This is a genomic window from Mesorhizobium sp. XAP4 (assembly GCF_029269325.1).
Classification (GTDB): domain Bacteria; phylum Pseudomonadota; class Alphaproteobacteria; order Rhizobiales; family Rhizobiaceae; genus Mesorhizobium; species Mesorhizobium ciceri.
The window spans coordinates 399,389-413,827 of record NZ_JARIXW010000001.1; the positions used below are offsets into that span (position 1 = coordinate 399,389).

A 14,439-nucleotide genomic window follows, 5' to 3' on the forward strand; every position below is an offset into this window, starting at 1 on the left:
ATCCGACCTCTCCCCGAGGGGAGAGGAGGTTGCCGGGGATGGTGCCAGCCTCTTCTCCCCGGCGGGGAGAAGGTGGCCGCGAAGCGGCCGGATGAGGGGGTCTTTTCTCAACGTGATAGCCCTGCCGTTGGCGATGCGGTATCCGGCCAAGCGCCCAGGGAGACAGGCGGGCGGCCGGCAGGCGTCCGCTACTTCTGCGGCGCCTGGTCGATGATCGACTGCATCGTTTCCTGCGCATTGGCTATCGCGCCATCGACATCGTCGCCGAAGAAGACCTCGTTGATCATCTGCGTCCACGGGCCGTTGGCGGAGTTGATCAGGTCGTTGAACACCACCGAATAGGGCGTCTTGCCCTTGGCCATGGCTTCGGCGGCGATCTGGTAGCGCGGATCGAGATCCTTCAACGCGTCCTTGGCGATGTCGCCGCGCACCGGCAGGCTTCCGTATTTGGCAAGGATGGTCTGGCCCTCGAGCGAATAGGCGAAGTCGAGGAACTCCTTCACCACGGGCAGTTTCGTGGTGCCCTTGGTGACGACGAAATTGTCGCCGCCCGCAAAGGACGACCAGCCGCTGTCCTTGCCCGGCAGGAAGGTGACGCCGTAATCGATGTCGGGATACTGGGTGTTGAGCGCGCCGATGGCAAAGGCGCCGGACGGCGAGATGCCGATATTGCCGGCGGCGAAGGCGGCAAAGAAATTGGCGCCGGTGTCGGTCTGTGCGCCTGCCGGTACCAGATCCTTCTTGACCATCGAGCGGTAGAGATCGATGGCGCCGCGCAGCTGCGGGCTGTCCAGCGTCGCCTTCGAGCCGTCTTCGCTCAGGATGTCGCCACCAGACGCCCAGATCAGGGGCGTGAAGGTGAAGATGTTGCAGCCGCCGCAATTGCCCGAGAAGTAGAAGCCCTTGATGTTGCCGCCGAGCGCGTTGACCTTCTCGGCATCGGCCGCGATCTCGGCCCAGTTGGCCGGGCCTTTTTCGGGATCGAGGCCGGCCTGCTTGAACAGCTTCTTGTTCCAGATCAGCACCGAGGCGTCGGCGGAGAAGGGCAGGCCGTAAATGTGGTCCTTGTAGGTGCCGGTCTTCACATGCGCCGGCGACAGGCTGGCAAAATAGGGCAGGGACTTTGCCCAGTCGGTGATGTCCTCCAATTGGCCGGCTGCGGCGAAGGAGGGCGTGTAGATCAGGTCGAGCGACAGCGCGTCGGGCGCTGTGCCGCCGGCGGCCGCGGCACCGTATTTGGGGATGATCTCGGCATTGGGGATGATATCGAGCTTGACCTGGTTGGTGTGCGCCTTGTTGTAGGCATCGACGATCCTCGGCATGAAATTCGAACCGTCGGCGCGCACCCATATGTTGGCCGTCTCGGCGGCGGCAGTGCCGAGACCGCCGCCCAGAACGGCAGCGGCCAGGGCCAGTTTGGCAATCAGGTTCCTCATGTTCTCCTCCTCCAAGGTTGGCCGCGGTCCGCGGCTTGGCGCCGATTGCGCGGCGCTTCGTTTTCAGCCACCCGGCGGATGGCCGCATGACTGCCGCACCACCAGCCGGCACGGCAGTTTTCGAATGCCGGGCGCGGCGGGCTTGCCGCCGACCAGCGAAAGCAGGGTCAACCCGGCCTCGCGCCCGAGCGCGACCAGGTTCATGTCGACAGAGGTCAGCGGCGGGCGCGTCGCCTCGGCCACGATCTCCCAATTGTCGAAACCGATGACGCCGACATCCCTGGGTACGTCGAGGCCGCGTTCGCGCAGAGCATCGATGATGCCGCGCGCGATCTGGTCGTTGCCGCAGAAGACCGCGTCCGGCCTTTCGCTTTTGCCGTCGAACAGTTGCGCAACCGCCTGGTGACCCCAGGCTTCCGACCAGGAGCCGAGCAGCGGCTCGCTGACCGTCAGGCCGTTTTCGGCGAGCACGTCGCGGTAAGCCTGGACGCGCGCGTGTACCACGGCAAAGCTCGCCGGCCCGGTGACGTGGGCGATGCGCTTGCGGCCAAGCCGGCAAAAATGCTCGACGGCCAGCCGGGCGCCGCCAACATCGTCCGAGACGAAGGCAACGGCGTCGGGGTCGGGCTGCGTGAAGGCATAGATCACCGGGACGCGCAGATTGGAGAGGTCGACGGGCAGATGACGATCGATGCGCTTGCCAGTGGCGATGATGCCGTCAACGCGCTTGTCGAGCATGGCGTCGACATGCATCTGGCCCAGCCGCGGATCCTCCTCGACATTGCACAGGAACACCGAGACGCCATTGTCGACCAGCGCGTCCGAAATGCCCGACATCAGCGGCAGCGAGAAGCGGCCATAGGTATCGTTGGTGAGCAGGCCGACGGTGAAGCTGCGGCGTCGGAGCAGGCTTTGCGCCAGGCTGTTGGGCCGGAAGCCAAGCCGCCGGGCGGTCTCGCGAATGCGTTCGCGCGTCTCGGCTGTCATCCGGCCCTGGCTGTTGAGCGCCTTGGATGCGGTAGCGACGCTGACTCCGGCCTGCGCGGCCACGTCACGCAAGGTGACTGGCTTGGAAAAGATCGGAACAGGCAGATCGTCCGATGGCATCGCGCCGAGAGTCCTTAGTTGGAAAAAGGTTTTCTCTTACCGATCTGAAAGAGGCCCGGCAGGTGGCCGAGCCCGACTGAAATTGTTTGAGAAAACCTTTTCTCAGCTGAGGCTAGACCAGATTGGATCGCCGTTCAAGGGAAAAGCTGGTTGGGCCTCTGCTCTCTTCCTTCGAATGCAAACGCGGGTTAAAGCAGCGCCGGCAGCACTTAGCTCAGGGGAAGAGCGCCAGTCGCAGTACTGGAGGCCCTCGGTCGAGACGGGGCGGGCTGCCGCTTGAGGCGTGAAGGATCGCAGCGTGCGCGGGATGCGAGGTCCGGCAAAGGGTTGGCGCTGCCGGGCAGCAAACCTGGCCGCAATATGTGCTGGCGGACGGTCTGAAGATCGTGCCGAAAATTCTGAACAGTCCCTCGGGATTAACCTTTCCGTAAATATTTGGCCGCTACTTCAACAGCCATGGCCTCGTGGCGGAGCGGCTACGCTGGAGACGGCAAATCTCTGAAGCCTCGGTTCGATTCCGAGGCGAGGCCTCCAAAATTTCGCGTCGAACAGCAGTCCCAATCTGCCCCAAGGGCAGTCAGTCCCCACGAATAGATTTGTGCGTTACGAAGGCGGTGCGGACCGGACGTTAAAGCAGTCCTGTCTTGCATTTGGCATGCCGGCACGCGCGAAAAGAGTGGTATGGAAGGGAGTCGAGCGTTCTTGCTTCGCTTTTTCCTGACATTCGAGGCCTTTCGTGCGTGAACCGTCGCTGCTGCCCGTCTTTGGAAAACTTGGCCTCAAGGCTCCTGCTGCCCTGGCGGCGGCACCGGCCTCGTCGGCAGGTGTGTCGCACCTGCGGAAGCTTCTGGCCGTGCATGGCGGCATGGTGCTGAAACTGTCGGTCGTCGCCTGGACGGTGCTGATCCTGGGCGCCGTGTTTTTCACGATGCAAGGCTGACCGGCATGGCCAACCGCTACACGCTGCGTATGGAGCTTCCCCAGAGCTGGAGCATCATCGATGTCTTCACCGGCCAGCCTGCGGTGGTCCGGCAAAAGGTGATGGTCGGGATGGGGCCGCGCGAGGCCGAGGACATGGTCGTGCAGATGAATGTCCGCGATGTCAAACGCCGCGAACGGGCCGAGCGCAAGGCCTGATCCGTAGCGGCCCGCCGGCGGAAGCCTGCCGCACCGCAAATCAAGGGATTCCCGTGAGAGCCAGCCTGAAGCAGAAGATACTGGAGGTTTGCGACCGCAAGATCTCCGAGAAGGGGGCCGGCGTCGGCGTGTCGTTCTATGCGTTTTTCGCCAACAGAAACGACAACCCCGAACTCCTGATGGAAGCCGCCGAATGGTGGATCAGAACCCACCGCCTCGACCATTTCGAAAAGGCTGCGAAGATACGCGCGATGGTCGAGGAGATGGATCTTTAATCGTCGTTTTGAGCGACATGCAATGGACTGATCAGCCGAAATCGGACGCCGTCAGAACATACATGCTCTTGTGGGTGCGGTCGTAGGCCTTCGACGCGACCTCGCGGATGGCACTGCTCTCGGTGTCGAATGTCTGGAGATAACCGGCTTCATCGGCCGCGGTTCCCGGCCGCATCTTGGCCATGGCGTCGGCGGCGACGGAAAACGAGATCTGGAACATGCCGTCATGGCCGACGAAACGAATGCGCTGGCCCGCCTCGTCATAGCTGCGGCTGCGGTTGGGGAAGGTGAGGCTCATGTGTTGGCCTCCGTGACTTTCTTGGTCACCCGCTTCTTCTTCGGCGTCGGATTGAGGGCCTCGGCGACACGATCAGCCTCTTCCTTGGCCAGCCGAAGCTCCCTCAGCCTTGCCGTCTTGATCTCCCTGGCTCTTGCCTCGGACATATATTCAGCGGTCGCCTTGTTTTTCTCCGCTGTCTTCTTCTGCTTGTCGACAAAGCGGGCTTCAGCTTTTTCCATGATCGTCTGATTGCCTTCGGCCATCGAAGAAATCTCCCTTGTGCCTGAAACCGTGAAAGTGAACTTGTCCGATAAATAGGCACTCGATCGGCAAAATTCAATCTTTTGAATTATTTGACATTCTGCGGATATCACGAAACGGCCAGCCGAAATAATACTTTTGAATATTTAATGTGGCCGCGAATAATTTTTGGCACTCCTATCTATCGAGTGCCAACGCGTCTATAGAGGAGGGGCGTGGCCGCCTGTGCCGGCCCCCAGAAAGAAAGTTCCCATGAAATTTCGGCCACTCCACGACCGCGTCGTCATTCGTCGCGCCGAAGGCGATATCAAATCCAAGTGCGGGATCATCATCCCCGACACTGCCAAGGAAAAGCCGCAGGAGGGCGAAGTCATCGCTGTCGGCCCTGGCGCACGCGACGAAAACGGCGTGCTTGTTCCGCTCGACGTCAAGGCCGGCGACTTCATCCTGTTCGGCAAATGGTCGGGCACCGAGGTCAAGATCGACGGCGAGGACCTTCTGATCATGAAGGAAGCCGACATCATGGGCGTCATCGACAAGGACGAGACTGGCATCATCGACAAGGGCGAGACCGCTGCAACCGACAAGACCGTGGCCGCCAAGAAAGCTGCCTGACCTTATTTTCTCCGAACGTACTGGATAAAAATCATGTCTGCCAAGGAAATCAAATTCTCCACCGACGCGCGCGACCGCATGCTGCGCGGCGTCGAGATCCTTACCAATGCTGTGAAGGTCACGCTCGGCCCCAAGGGCCGCAACGTCATCATCGACAAGGCCTACGGCGCGCCGCGCATCACCAAGGACGGCGTCACCGTCGCCAAGGAAATCGAGCTTGCCGACAAGTTCGAGAACATGGGCGCCCAGATGGTGCGCGAAGTGGCCTCGAAGACCAACGACCTCGCCGGTGACGGCACCACCACCGCCACGGTGCTGGCCGCCTCGATCCTGCGCGAAGGCGCCAAGCTGGTCGCCGCCGGCATGAATCCCATGGATTTGAAGCGCGGCATCGACCAGGCGGTTTCCGCCGTGGTCAAGGAAATCCAGGCGCGCGCCAAGAAGGTCAAGTCGTCGGCCGAGATCGCGCAGGTCGGCACCATCGCCGCCAATGGCGATGCCAGCGTCGGCGAGATGATCGCCAAGGCTATGGACAAGGTCGGCAATGACGGCGTCATCACCGTCGAGGAAGCCAAGACCGCAGAGACCGAACTCGACGTCGTCGAAGGCATGCAGTTCGACCGCGGCTATCTCTCGCCCTATTTCGTCACCAATGCCGACAAGATGCGCGTCGAGCTGGAAGAACCCTACATCCTCATCCACGAGAAGAAGCTCGGCAATCTGCAGGCGATGCTGCCGATCCTCGAAGCGGTGGTGCAGAGCGGCAGGCCGCTGCTGATCATCTCCGAGGACGTCGAGGGCGAGGCTCTGGCGACGCTGGTCGTCAACAAGCTGCGCGGCGGCCTCAAGGTCGCGGCCGTCAAGGCGCCTGGCTTCGGCGATCGCCGCAAGGCGATGCTGGAAGACATCGCCGTGCTCACGTCGGGCCAGATGATCTCCGAGGACCTCGGCATCAAGCTCGAAAACGTCACCATCGAGATGCTCGGCCGCGCCAAGCGCGTGCTGATCGAGAAGGACACCACCACGATCATCGACGGTGCCGGCACCAAGGCGACCATCCAGGCGCGCGTCGCTCAGATCAGGGGCCAGATCGAGGAGACGACGTCAGCCTACGACAAGGAAAAGCTGCAGGAGCGGCTGGCCAAGCTCGCCGGCGGCGTTGCCGTCATCCGCGTCGGCGGCGTCACCGAGTCGGAAGTCAAGGAAAAGAAGGACCGCATCGACGATGCGCTGAACGCCACCCGCGCGGCGGTCGAGGAAGGCATCGTGCCCGGCGGCGGCGTCGCTCTGCTGCGTGCCCGCTCGGCGCTTGGCGGCCTGACCGGCGCCAATGCCGATGTCACGGCCGGCATCACGATCGTGCTGCGGGCGCTCGAAGCGCCGATCCGCCAGATCGCCGAGAATTCCGGCGTCGAAGGCTCAATCGTCGTCGGCAAGCTCACCGACAGCAAGGACCACAATCAGGGTTTTGACGCCCAGAACGAGGTCTATGTCGACATGATCAAGGCAGGCATCGTCGATCCGGCGAAAGTGGTGCGCACCGCACTCCAGGATGCCGGCTCGATCGCAGCCCTTCTGATCACCGCCGAAGCGATGATCACCGACGTTCCGGCCAAGGATGCAGCACCTGCGGGTGGCGGCGGTGGCGGCATGGGCGGCTACTAAAACCCAGGATTTGTCCGATCTGTCGGAGATGTGAATGGCGGCCCCGATCGGGGCCGCTACGATTCTCAAGATGATCATCGCAAAGTTTACGCAGTCGCCCGGCTCAATCCCGGGAGGCAATCATGATCTTGCGGCTTTCGAAGGGGACGCAATCCACGCTAGACTGTCCAGGCGGCCGTCTGGTTGCGGAGCTCGCCGGACTTTGGCAAGCGATCGGACGAACCGCCATCCCCGACACGGAGACACGTTCATGTTTGCGGCCAAGGCCATCGACACCTCAGACAAGCCCACGTTCTACCGCGACCTCGCCACCCAATTGAAGGCGCTGCTCGAGGGTGAGCGCGATTCGATCGCCAACGCCGCCAACACCGCAGCACTCATCTTCCAGATGGTGCCGGACCTCAACTGGGCCGGTTTCTATTTCCTGCAGTCGGACGAGGAAATGGTGCTCGGGCCGTTCCAGGGCAAGCCGGCCTGTGTGCGCATCGCCGTCGGCAAGGGCGTGTGCGGAACGGCGGTCGAACTCGGCACCTCGATGCTGATCAAGGACGTGCATGATTTTCCCGGCCACATCGCCTGCGATGCCGATTCGCGCTCGGAACTGGTGGTGCTGCTCGAGGACGATGAAGGCGTCTTCGGCGTGCTCGATCTCGACAGCCCGCTGCCCGGCCGCTTCGACAAGGCCGACCAGGCCGGCATCGAGACGCTGGCGGCGATCTATGCCGCGGCGAGTTCGTTCGAGGACTGATCAGCCTACGAACTTCACCAGCATCAGGCTGAAGCAGCCGATGAACAGGAAGGCCGAGAAGGCGAGCGCCAGCGGGCGCAGGCCGCGCGAGCGCAACTGAGAGATGTCGGCCTGCAGGCCCATGGCGGCCAGGCCCATGGTCAGCATGATGGTGGTGGCGAGCGCCATTGCCGATTTCACCTCGGTGGGCACCGTGACCAAGCTGTTCAACGCCACGACAGCGACGAAGGCGGCGACGAACCACGGCATGGGCGGCCGCGCCGCCACCTCACTGCTGCTCCTGCCGCGCGCCATCAGGCCGAGCGCGACGACCATCGGCGCCAGCATGGCAACGCGGGTCAGCTTGGCGACGGTGGCGATCTCGCCGGACTGGGTGCCGTTCTGAAAGCCGGCGCCGATGACTTGCGCCACCTCGTGGATCGAGGCGCCGGCCCACAGGCCGAAAGCGTGCTGGTCGAGGCCGAGCATGGGCGCCATGAGCGGGAAGCCGAGCATGGCGACGGTGCCGAACAAGGTGATCGAGGCGACGGCGTAGGTGACGTCCTCGTCGCGCGCATCGGTGACGATGTTGGTGGCGACGATGGCCGAAGCGCCGCAGATCGAGGTGCCGGCGGCGATCAACTGCGCCAGCTTGGCGTCGACGCCGATCAGCCGGCCAAGCGTGATGGTGAAAACGAAGGTTGCGCCAAGCGTCGCCGCGACAATGCCGACGCCGCCGGCGCCGATCGAGACCACCTGGCCGAGCGTCAGCTGGAAGCCGAGCAGCACAATGGCGAAGCGCAACAGGCGCTTTTGCGAGAATGCGATACCGGCTTTGGCGTGCACGGGCGTGCCGAGCACGTTGGAGTAGATCATGCCGGCGACGACGGCGAGGATCATTGGACTGAACAGCGCGAAGCCGGAAACATTGCGCGCCGAGAAGGCGACGGCAGTGATCATCGTGACCAGCACGATGCCGGGGACGATGCCATTCCAGCTAAGGGATTTTCGCCCTTGCGCGACATCGGCAGGAAACGCGCTTTTTGGAATATCGTTCGCGAAGTGGGAAACGGAAGACAACGCAATGCTCCAGGCGAGTATGCCGGGAGAATGCCATTCCTAAACCAATCTTTCCAACGAATTATTTTCGTTAGAATGATCGATTTTTACGAACGATCCACGGACGCTGCCGCGCAGACGTCGCTTTCTGGGCGACCTGGATTAAAGCTGCGCCTCGATCGCGGCCTTGTCGATCACCGACCAGACGTTCCTGATCCGGTCGTCGAGGAATTCATAGAAGACGTTCTCGCTGAAGGACACCTTCCTGCCGTTTATAGGGAGCCCGAAGAAGGTTCCCTTCGGCGTGCAGTTGAACTGAAGCCGGCTGGCTAGGAACGGCGGTTCGGCGATCAGCAACTGGATATCGAAATAGAGGTCTGGGATTTCCCGAAAATCGCGCTCCAGCATGTCCTGGTAACCCGACAGTCCGACGCGGTCGCCATTGTAGTGCACCTCGTCATGAACGAAGCGATGCAGCTTCTGCCAGTCCTGATTGTTGAGGCAGGCGATGTAGCCTCGATAGAGGTCGGTCACGGTCACGGCGATGGCTCCGGTGCTGATGCCCGCCATATTGCGACAGGGCTGAAGGCCAGGACGTACAATAAAAGCAACACATAGCGGGCCGTAGTCCTGTTGCCAGTGCCCAAGTTCAGGGAACAATTCCGAATTCGTGTCCGCTCATCACCTGGTCCAATGCACGCTGATCAACGTGCTCGCTGTCAACCGAGGCCTCAAGTTGGGTCAACGGTGCTTGCAGCGTCCAGGTGACACCGTGGCTATCATGCTCGAGAACACCGGTGCCGCTCACCGCGGCTGGAGCGACGCGCCGCAGCACCACGCTGCCGAAACCACCATGGCCGATCGTCTGTACTTCAGGACCATCTCTCTCTTTCCAGATCAGCTGGAACTGTTTCTGGCCGACCAGTCCGGTTACCTTCCATTGCACCGTTATCGTTCCCTCTGCGGCCGAAAGGACGCCGTATTTAGCGGAATTGGTCGCGAGTTCATGAAACGCTATGCCGAGGTACTGGACGGCATTGGGGCTCAGCGTCAGGGAAGGGCCCGACATTGAGATCCGCTCCTCGTTGCCGAACGGTTTGGCCTGCGCAAGCAGCAGTTCGAAGATCGTGGCGCCCTTCCAGTCGCCGGAAACCAGAAGGTCATGCGAGAGCGACAACGCCATGATGCGCTCGCGCACCTGACGTTCGAACTGGGCCGGCGTCGATGACCGCTTGCTGGTCTCCCGGATCATCGAGATGATGACGGAATACTGGTTCTTCACCCGGTGGTTGACCTCGCGCATCAGCATGCGGATGCGATATTCGTTCTCCTTGGCTACTGATATGTCGCGGGCGATCTTCGAGGCGCCGACGATCTGCCCGACGGCGTTGCGCACCGGCGAGATTGTCAGGGATACGGGCACAAGGCTGCCGTCCTTGCGGCGGCGGATGGTTTCGTAGGTCTCGACCTGCTCGCCTTTGCGGATGCGCTCCAATATGCGCGGCTCTTCGTCCAAATGGTCGTCCGGTATCAGCATAGTTACCGACCTTCCGATTGCTTCGTCGGCGGTGTAACCGAACAGACGTTGGGCGGCTGAGTTCCAGCTCCTGATGACCCCGTTCAAATCCTTGCTGACGATGGCATCGAAGGAAGACTCCACGATGGCTGACAGATGATGCCTGGCCTCGTCGGCATGATGGCGGTCAGTGAGATCGAACAGCATATTGACGGCGCCGACCAGTCTGCCCTGCTCGTCATGAAGCGGTGTGGGATAGGGAAGGAACGGCACACGCGTGCCGTCCGGGCGTTGGGAGATAGCCGACTGGTTTCTGACCGGCCGGTTCTCCTTCAGCGCGACAGCCATCGGGCATTGGTCATGCGGCAACACTTCACCGTCGGTCGTGAACAGCTTGTGCGTCACACACCATTGGTCTTTTCCGAGCTCGGGTTCGCGCCCAGCGAAATCTGCCGCGGCCCGATTGAAATAGGTGATCTTGCCTTCGGTGTCGGTGGTGTAGATTGCTACGGGAAGATTATCGAGGATTTGGTGGGGCAGATCAAAGGTCGAGCTCGAGGTTTTCGTCACTTGCGCCACGTATAGGAGTTCCAGTTAACCGCACTGAACGCGGTGCCGCGGAAATGGTTCCGCGACCATTTCCGGGGATAGTCACCGCAGGCGGCGGCGAGTCAAAGCCGGGTGGAAGCTGCTCACCGACTTACTCCTTGCCCCGGTAGCGCAGCGCTTCGACCAGCAGCGAGAAGGCCGGCGTGGCTTGCCGGCGGCTGGGGTAATAGAGATGGTAGCCGGGGAAGGGCCCGCACCAGTCGGCGAGCACACGCACCAGCCGGCCGTTGGCCAGATGGGGCGTCACCTGCTCCTCAGGCAGATAGGCAAGGCCGAGGCCGGCGAGCACCGCGTTCATGCGCAGCGCGGCCGTGTTGAACACAAGCTGGCCTTCGACCCGAACCTCAGCTCGCGTCCGGCCTTCTCGAACTCCCAGGCATAGAGCCCGCCATAGGTGGGCAGCCGCAGATTGATGCAATTGTGGGTGGTCAGGTCCTGCGGCGTGCGCGGCTTTGGTCGGGTAGCGAAATAGGTTGGCGAGCCGACCACCGCCATGCGCATGTCGGGGCCGATGCGCACCGCGATCATGTCGCGCGCCACCTGTTCGCCCAGCCGCACGCCGGCGTCGAAGCGCTCGGCGACGATGTCGGTCAGTCCATAGTCGACGATGATCTCGACCTTGATGTCGGGATAGTCGGGCAGCAGCGGGGCGATCGCCGGCCACAGGACCGCATCGGCGGCGTGCTCACCGGCGCTGATGCGGATGGTGCCGGCGGGTTTTTCCCGCAATGCGCTCAAGGCAATGAGCTCGGTCTCGATCTCGTCCAGCCGCGGCCCGACGGTGCGAAGCAGCCGCTCCCCGGCTTCGGTGGGCGACACGCTGCGCGTGGTGCGGGTCAGGAGCCGTACACCCAGCCGCTCCTCCAGCGCCCGCACCGTGTGGCTGAGCGCCGATTGGGAAACCCCGAGCTTGGCCGCCGCCCTGGTGAAGCTTTCCTCGCGCGCCACAGCGAGGAAGGCGGTTAGCTCATTCAGGTTGTCACGTGGCATTCATGAGCCCCCTTCATAAGATCATGCTGGATATAGCACCTAATCGGCACCAATCGCAGACCCTAGATAGGCGTTATCACACCGGGCACCTCCGGCCGTCTCTAAAGCCGGGCGGTCGTGTCATGGCTGTTGCCAGGAAGGGACAAAACCATGGACATCACGCGAAACGGCTCTCAGGCCTCGGCCAAGGGATCGGCCGACTATTTCACCGGTGCGGTGCGCATCGACGCGCCGTTCAAGGGCAGCGAGCCCGCCCGGGTCGGCGGCGCCACCGTGACTTTCGAGCCCGGCGCGCGCACCGCCTGGCACACGCATCCGCTCGGCCAGACGCTGATCGTCCTCTCGGGCGCCGGCCTGGCGCAGCGCGAGGGCGGCCCGATCGAATCGATCCAGCCCGGCGACATCGTCTGGTTCGCGCCCGGAGAGAAGCATTGGCATGGCGCCGCGCCGACCACGGCGATGAGCCACATCGCTATCGCCGAAGCGCTCGACGGCAAGGTCGTCGACTGGTTGGAGCATGTCAGCGACGAACAATACGGGATTTGACCAGGTATCGGCGCGTGGCGCCGAGTTCAACGCCCGCACTCTACGAAGGAGACCACCATGACCGATGTTCCAAGGCTGAAAAGCCCATTCTCCGATATCGCTCCCGCGCTTGGCAGATACAGCCCTGGATCGTTCCGATCCCCACCACCAAGCTCAATCGCCTCGAAGAGAACATCGGATCGGTCACTGTCGCGCTGACGGCGAACGATCTTGCCGACATCGAGGACGCGGTCTCGGCGATCGCCGTACAGGGAGCGCGCTATTCTCCGCAACAGGAAGCAAGGATCGATCGCTAGAGCCAGGCGCAGGCTGAGGGCACTCGACGACCGGGTAACCATTCCGGCCGACGGCGCAGGAGTTGAGGGGATCGTGCGCGGATCGGGTGGCAGCGTTTCAGTTTGAAATTTGGCCTTCTGCGAACTCGCGTCTTGCGGCCGTGAAAACCTCGCGGGCAGCATCCGCATTCATGATGGCGATTGCCAGCCCAATGACAATATCTGGCCAAGCCGAATTCCACACAAATGCCGTGACCAGGCCGGCGGCAATGATTGCCACATTGGCCAGGACGTCGTTGCGCGCCGACAGGAAGGCGGCGCGGGTGAGGCTGCCGCTGTGATGGCGATAGCGAGCGAGCATGAGCGCGCACGACAGGTTGACGAGCATCGCGCCAGCCGCTGTGAGCGTTAGCGGAACGGGAGCTGGCGGAATTGGAATGTTGAATTTCTCCCAGGCTGTCCAAAGGGTCGCCAATGCGGGGATCAGAAGTATCCCGGCCAGCGCCATTCCGAGCCGCGCTCGATTGCGGACGGTCCAGCCCAACGCGACCATGATCAGGAGATTGACGGATGCGTCCTCCAGAAAATCGATGCTGTCCGCGAACAGCGATACCGATCCGATCCAAACGGCTACGGCAAATTCGATCCCGAAATAGGCCAGGTTCAGGATGGCCACCATCCGCACCGCTTTGTTCAGCGTCCCGGTCATAGTTTGCCCATCGATTAGCTGCCGTTGGCACAAAGCATATAGCGATTCTATGCCCTGCGGGCGCGAGGACCAGAACCTTGTCGCCGATGCGAGACACTGTCGATCGAGCGGTCGCCTTGACATCGCCGCGCTTCCTGTTCCAACTTGGCGCTATGTTCGTTTTCGCGCCTGCCAACACCAAGCGACGTCGCCCCTGCACAGTGCGGAGCGGCAAGCTGACTGCGCGACGACAAAGACCGGCAGGATAGACCCGGTTCTTTCGTTTCCAGCCCCGCCCGCGAAACCGCCGGCGGGATTTTTCATGTCTGGAGCAGTTTGATGACAAACAATTCTTCCATCCGGCTTCGGCCGGCCGCGCCCGCTGACGCCGCCGCGATCCGGGATATCGTGCGCGCCGCCTATGCCAAATGGGTAGCGGTGATCGGCCGCGAGCCTCTGCCGATGCGCGCCGACTACGAGAAGGCTGTTGCCGAGCATCCGTTCGATCTCGCCGTCGAGGATGATCGGATCGTGGGAATGATTGAAACCATGCTGGCCGAGGATCACCTGTGGATCGAGAATGTCTGTGTCGCACCGGATGCGCAGGGCAGGGGGATTGGCCGGCTGTTGCTGGAGTGGGCCGAGCGCAAGGCGATCGAGTCGGGCCGCGACGAGCTTCGCCTGCTGACCAATGGCGCGTTCGAGGCGAACGTATCGCTCTACAAGAGGCAGGGCTATATCGTGGATCGGGACGAGCCGTTCATGGGCGGCATGACGGTCTATATGAGCAAGAGGCTAGCGGGATCACCGGCGATCTGAGGAAGGATTTCGATAATGGCTGCCAAGGTCAGGCTTAAGCAACTCCCGGGGTCTTACGCGGTTTCCCGGCTGGCGGCGGGCGAAACCATTCCCGGTTGGGCGGACGGACTAGGCTTCGTCAGCATCACAAGGACCGACGACGAGCTTTCGATCGTTTGCCTGCAGGACCGCGTGCCGCATGCCATCAAGCAGGATATCGACTGGGTGGCCTTCAAGCTCCTGGGCCCGTTCGCCTTCGACGAAACCGGTATCGTGCTGTCGGTCATCAGGCCGTTGTCGGAAACGGGTTGGGCATCTTCGTGGTGTCCACTTTCGATGGCGACCATCTCCTGGTGAAAGCCACGGATCAGGCCGCGGCGAGGCGGTTTCTGGTCGAGGCCGGGCATACCTTGCTGTAGTCCATCCTCACCAAGCCGGTTGCTGCCCAACCGCTC

The 14,439-nt window shown here is 62.3% G+C and carries 16 protein-coding genes, 1 tRNA gene and 3 pseudogenes; 11 read left to right on the plus strand and 9 right to left on the minus strand.

The genetic code is table 11. From position 1 onward, the window contains the following. Window positions 1–188 precede the first annotated feature (188 nt). The gene (locus tag P3C39_RS02010) at window positions 189–1,436 is read right to left on the minus strand and encodes a sugar ABC transporter substrate-binding protein (RefSeq protein WP_013530526.1); all 1,248 of its coding nucleotides are present in this window, start codon (window positions 1,434–1,436) and stop codon (window positions 189–191) included. Between the two features lie 63 nt (window positions 1,437–1,499). Further along, a complete protein-coding gene (locus tag P3C39_RS02015; RefSeq protein ID WP_275952548.1) occupies window positions 1,500–2,543 on the minus strand; it encodes a LacI family DNA-binding transcriptional regulator in 1,044 nt (347 codons plus the stop codon). Window positions 2,544–3,001: 458 nt separating this feature from the next. Here P3C39_RS02015 and P3C39_RS02020 point away from each other — a divergent pair. The 4 genes from P3C39_RS02020 (at window position 3,002) to P3C39_RS02035 (ending at window position 3,955) form a co-directional block, all read left to right on the plus strand. Next, window positions 3,002–3,077, plus strand: a tRNA-Cys gene (locus tag P3C39_RS02020). A gap of 202 nt (window positions 3,078–3,279) precedes the next feature. After that, window positions 3,280–3,483, plus strand: coding sequence for a hypothetical protein (locus tag P3C39_RS02025; protein WP_027160879.1), 204 nt, complete (start codon window positions 3,280–3,282; stop codon window positions 3,481–3,483). 5 nt (window positions 3,484–3,488) lie between these two features. Beyond that, window positions 3,489–3,680, plus strand: coding sequence for a hypothetical protein (locus P3C39_RS02030; RefSeq protein ID WP_027160878.1), 192 nt, complete (start codon window positions 3,489–3,491; stop codon window positions 3,678–3,680). A gap of 53 nt (window positions 3,681–3,733) precedes the next feature. Further along, window positions 3,734–3,955: a DUF6500 family protein gene (locus tag P3C39_RS02035; RefSeq protein ID WP_127367757.1), complete on the plus strand. Its 222-nt coding sequence runs from the start codon at window positions 3,734–3,736 to the stop codon at window positions 3,953–3,955. Window positions 3,956–3,986: 31 nt separating this feature from the next. Here the strand turns inward: P3C39_RS02035 and P3C39_RS02040 are convergent, their stop codons facing one another. Next, complete coding sequence (locus tag P3C39_RS02040) at window positions 3,987–4,253, minus strand: DUF1488 domain-containing protein (RefSeq protein ID WP_013530531.1); 267 nt, start codon at window positions 4,251–4,253, stop codon at window positions 3,987–3,989. Continuing rightward, the gene (locus P3C39_RS02045; RefSeq protein WP_275952549.1) at window positions 4,250–4,498 is read right to left on the minus strand and encodes a hypothetical protein; all 249 of its coding nucleotides are present in this window, start codon (window positions 4,496–4,498) and stop codon (window positions 4,250–4,252) included. The genes P3C39_RS02040 and P3C39_RS02045 overlap by 4 nt, the downstream gene beginning before the upstream one ends. A 250-nt stretch (window positions 4,499–4,748) precedes the next feature. Here P3C39_RS02045 and P3C39_RS02050 point away from each other — a divergent pair, with 250 nt between their 5' ends. The 3 genes from P3C39_RS02050 to P3C39_RS02060 all read left to right on the plus strand — a co-directional run bounded on the left by P3C39_RS02050 (window position 4,749) and on the right by P3C39_RS02060 (window position 7,524). Beyond that, window positions 4,749–5,111, plus strand: a complete 363-nt coding sequence (locus tag P3C39_RS02050; RefSeq protein WP_275952550.1) for a co-chaperone GroES — start codon at window positions 4,749–4,751, stop codon at window positions 5,109–5,111. A gap of 33 nt (window positions 5,112–5,144) precedes the next feature. Then, complete coding sequence (groL, locus tag P3C39_RS02055) at window positions 5,145–6,776, plus strand: chaperonin GroEL (RefSeq protein WP_127370712.1); 1,632 nt, start codon at window positions 5,145–5,147, stop codon at window positions 6,774–6,776. Between the two features lie 250 nt (window positions 6,777–7,026). Continuing rightward, the gene (locus P3C39_RS02060) at window positions 7,027–7,524 is read left to right on the plus strand and encodes a GAF domain-containing protein (protein WP_013530535.1); all 498 of its coding nucleotides are present in this window, start codon (window positions 7,027–7,029) and stop codon (window positions 7,522–7,524) included. Here the strand turns inward: P3C39_RS02060 and P3C39_RS02065 are convergent, their stop codons facing one another. The 4 genes and pseudogenes from P3C39_RS02065 to P3C39_RS02080 all read right to left on the minus strand — a co-directional run bounded on the left by P3C39_RS02065 (window position 7,525) and on the right by P3C39_RS02080 (window position 11,677). Then, window positions 7,525–8,583, minus strand: a complete 1,059-nt coding sequence (locus tag P3C39_RS02065; RefSeq protein WP_024501792.1) for a YeiH family protein — start codon at window positions 8,581–8,583, stop codon at window positions 7,525–7,527. A 141-nt stretch (window positions 8,584–8,724) separates the two neighbouring features. After that, the gene (locus P3C39_RS02070) at window positions 8,725–9,102 is read right to left on the minus strand and encodes an ester cyclase (RefSeq protein WP_024501791.1); all 378 of its coding nucleotides are present in this window, start codon (window positions 9,100–9,102) and stop codon (window positions 8,725–8,727) included. 109 nt (window positions 9,103–9,211) lie between these two features. Continuing rightward, window positions 9,212–10,657 (minus strand): PAS domain S-box protein, encoded by a 1,446-nt coding sequence (locus tag P3C39_RS02075; protein ID WP_013530540.1) that lies wholly within the window; start codon window positions 10,655–10,657, stop codon window positions 9,212–9,214. Between the two features lie 121 nt (window positions 10,658–10,778). Further along, window positions 10,779–11,677: pseudogene (locus P3C39_RS02080) on the minus strand (LysR family transcriptional regulator). A gap of 150 nt (window positions 11,678–11,827) precedes the next feature. Between P3C39_RS02080 and P3C39_RS02085 the strand changes: the two are divergent. Then, window positions 11,828–12,223: a cupin domain-containing protein gene (locus P3C39_RS02085; protein ID WP_027160872.1), complete on the plus strand. Its 396-nt coding sequence runs from the start codon at window positions 11,828–11,830 to the stop codon at window positions 12,221–12,223. A 107-nt stretch (window positions 12,224–12,330) separates the two neighbouring features. Next, a pseudogene (locus P3C39_RS02090) lies at window positions 12,331–12,519 on the plus strand (aldo/keto reductase); the annotation flags it as partial. 97 nt (window positions 12,520–12,616) lie between these two features. Here P3C39_RS02090 and P3C39_RS02095 read toward each other — a convergent pair. Beyond that, on the minus strand, window positions 12,617–13,207 hold the full coding sequence (locus P3C39_RS02095) for a cation diffusion facilitator family transporter (RefSeq protein WP_127368568.1): 591 nt from the start codon (window positions 13,205–13,207) through the stop codon (window positions 12,617–12,619). A gap of 318 nt (window positions 13,208–13,525) precedes the next feature. Between P3C39_RS02095 and P3C39_RS02100 the strand changes: the two genes are divergently transcribed. Beyond that, window positions 13,526–14,005 carry a GNAT family N-acetyltransferase gene (locus P3C39_RS02100; RefSeq protein WP_024501788.1) on the plus strand — a complete coding sequence of 160 codons (480 nt, stop codon included), beginning with the start codon at window positions 13,526–13,528 and terminating at the stop codon, window positions 14,003–14,005. A 15-nt stretch (window positions 14,006–14,020) separates the two neighbouring features. After that, window positions 14,021–14,403 (plus strand): annotated as a pseudogene (locus P3C39_RS02105) (ACT domain-containing protein). Window positions 14,404–14,439 lie beyond the last annotated feature (36 nt).

Coding starts and splice junctions, on each gene's coding strand:
- P3C39_RS02040 (WP_013530531.1), bottom strand. CDS start 4,253: ATGAGCCTCACCTTCCCCAACCGCAGCCGCAGCTATGACGAGGCGGGC.
- P3C39_RS02085 (WP_027160872.1), top strand. CDS start 11,828: ATGGACATCACGCGAAACGGCTCTCAGGCCTCGGCCAAGGGATCGGCC.
- P3C39_RS02030 (WP_027160878.1), top strand. CDS start 3,489: ATGGCCAACCGCTACACGCTGCGTATGGAGCTTCCCCAGAGCTGGAGC.
- P3C39_RS02015 (WP_275952548.1), bottom strand. CDS start 2,543: ATGCCATCGGACGATCTGCCTGTTCCGATCTTTTCCAAGCCAGTCACC.
- P3C39_RS02050 (WP_275952550.1), top strand. CDS start 4,749: ATGAAATTTCGGCCACTCCACGACCGCGTCGTCATTCGTCGCGCCGAA.
- P3C39_RS02095 (WP_127368568.1), bottom strand. CDS start 13,207: ATGACCGGGACGCTGAACAAAGCGGTGCGGATGGTGGCCATCCTGAAC.
- P3C39_RS02100 (WP_024501788.1), top strand. CDS start 13,526: ATGACAAACAATTCTTCCATCCGGCTTCGGCCGGCCGCGCCCGCTGAC.
- P3C39_RS02045 (WP_275952549.1), bottom strand. CDS start 4,498: ATGGCCGAAGGCAATCAGACGATCATGGAAAAAGCTGAAGCCCGCTTT.
- groL (WP_127370712.1), top strand. CDS start 5,145: ATGTCTGCCAAGGAAATCAAATTCTCCACCGACGCGCGCGACCGCATG.
- P3C39_RS02060 (WP_013530535.1), top strand. CDS start 7,027: ATGTTTGCGGCCAAGGCCATCGACACCTCAGACAAGCCCACGTTCTAC.
- P3C39_RS02010 (WP_013530526.1), bottom strand. CDS start 1,436: ATGAGGAACCTGATTGCCAAACTGGCCCTGGCCGCTGCCGTTCTGGGC.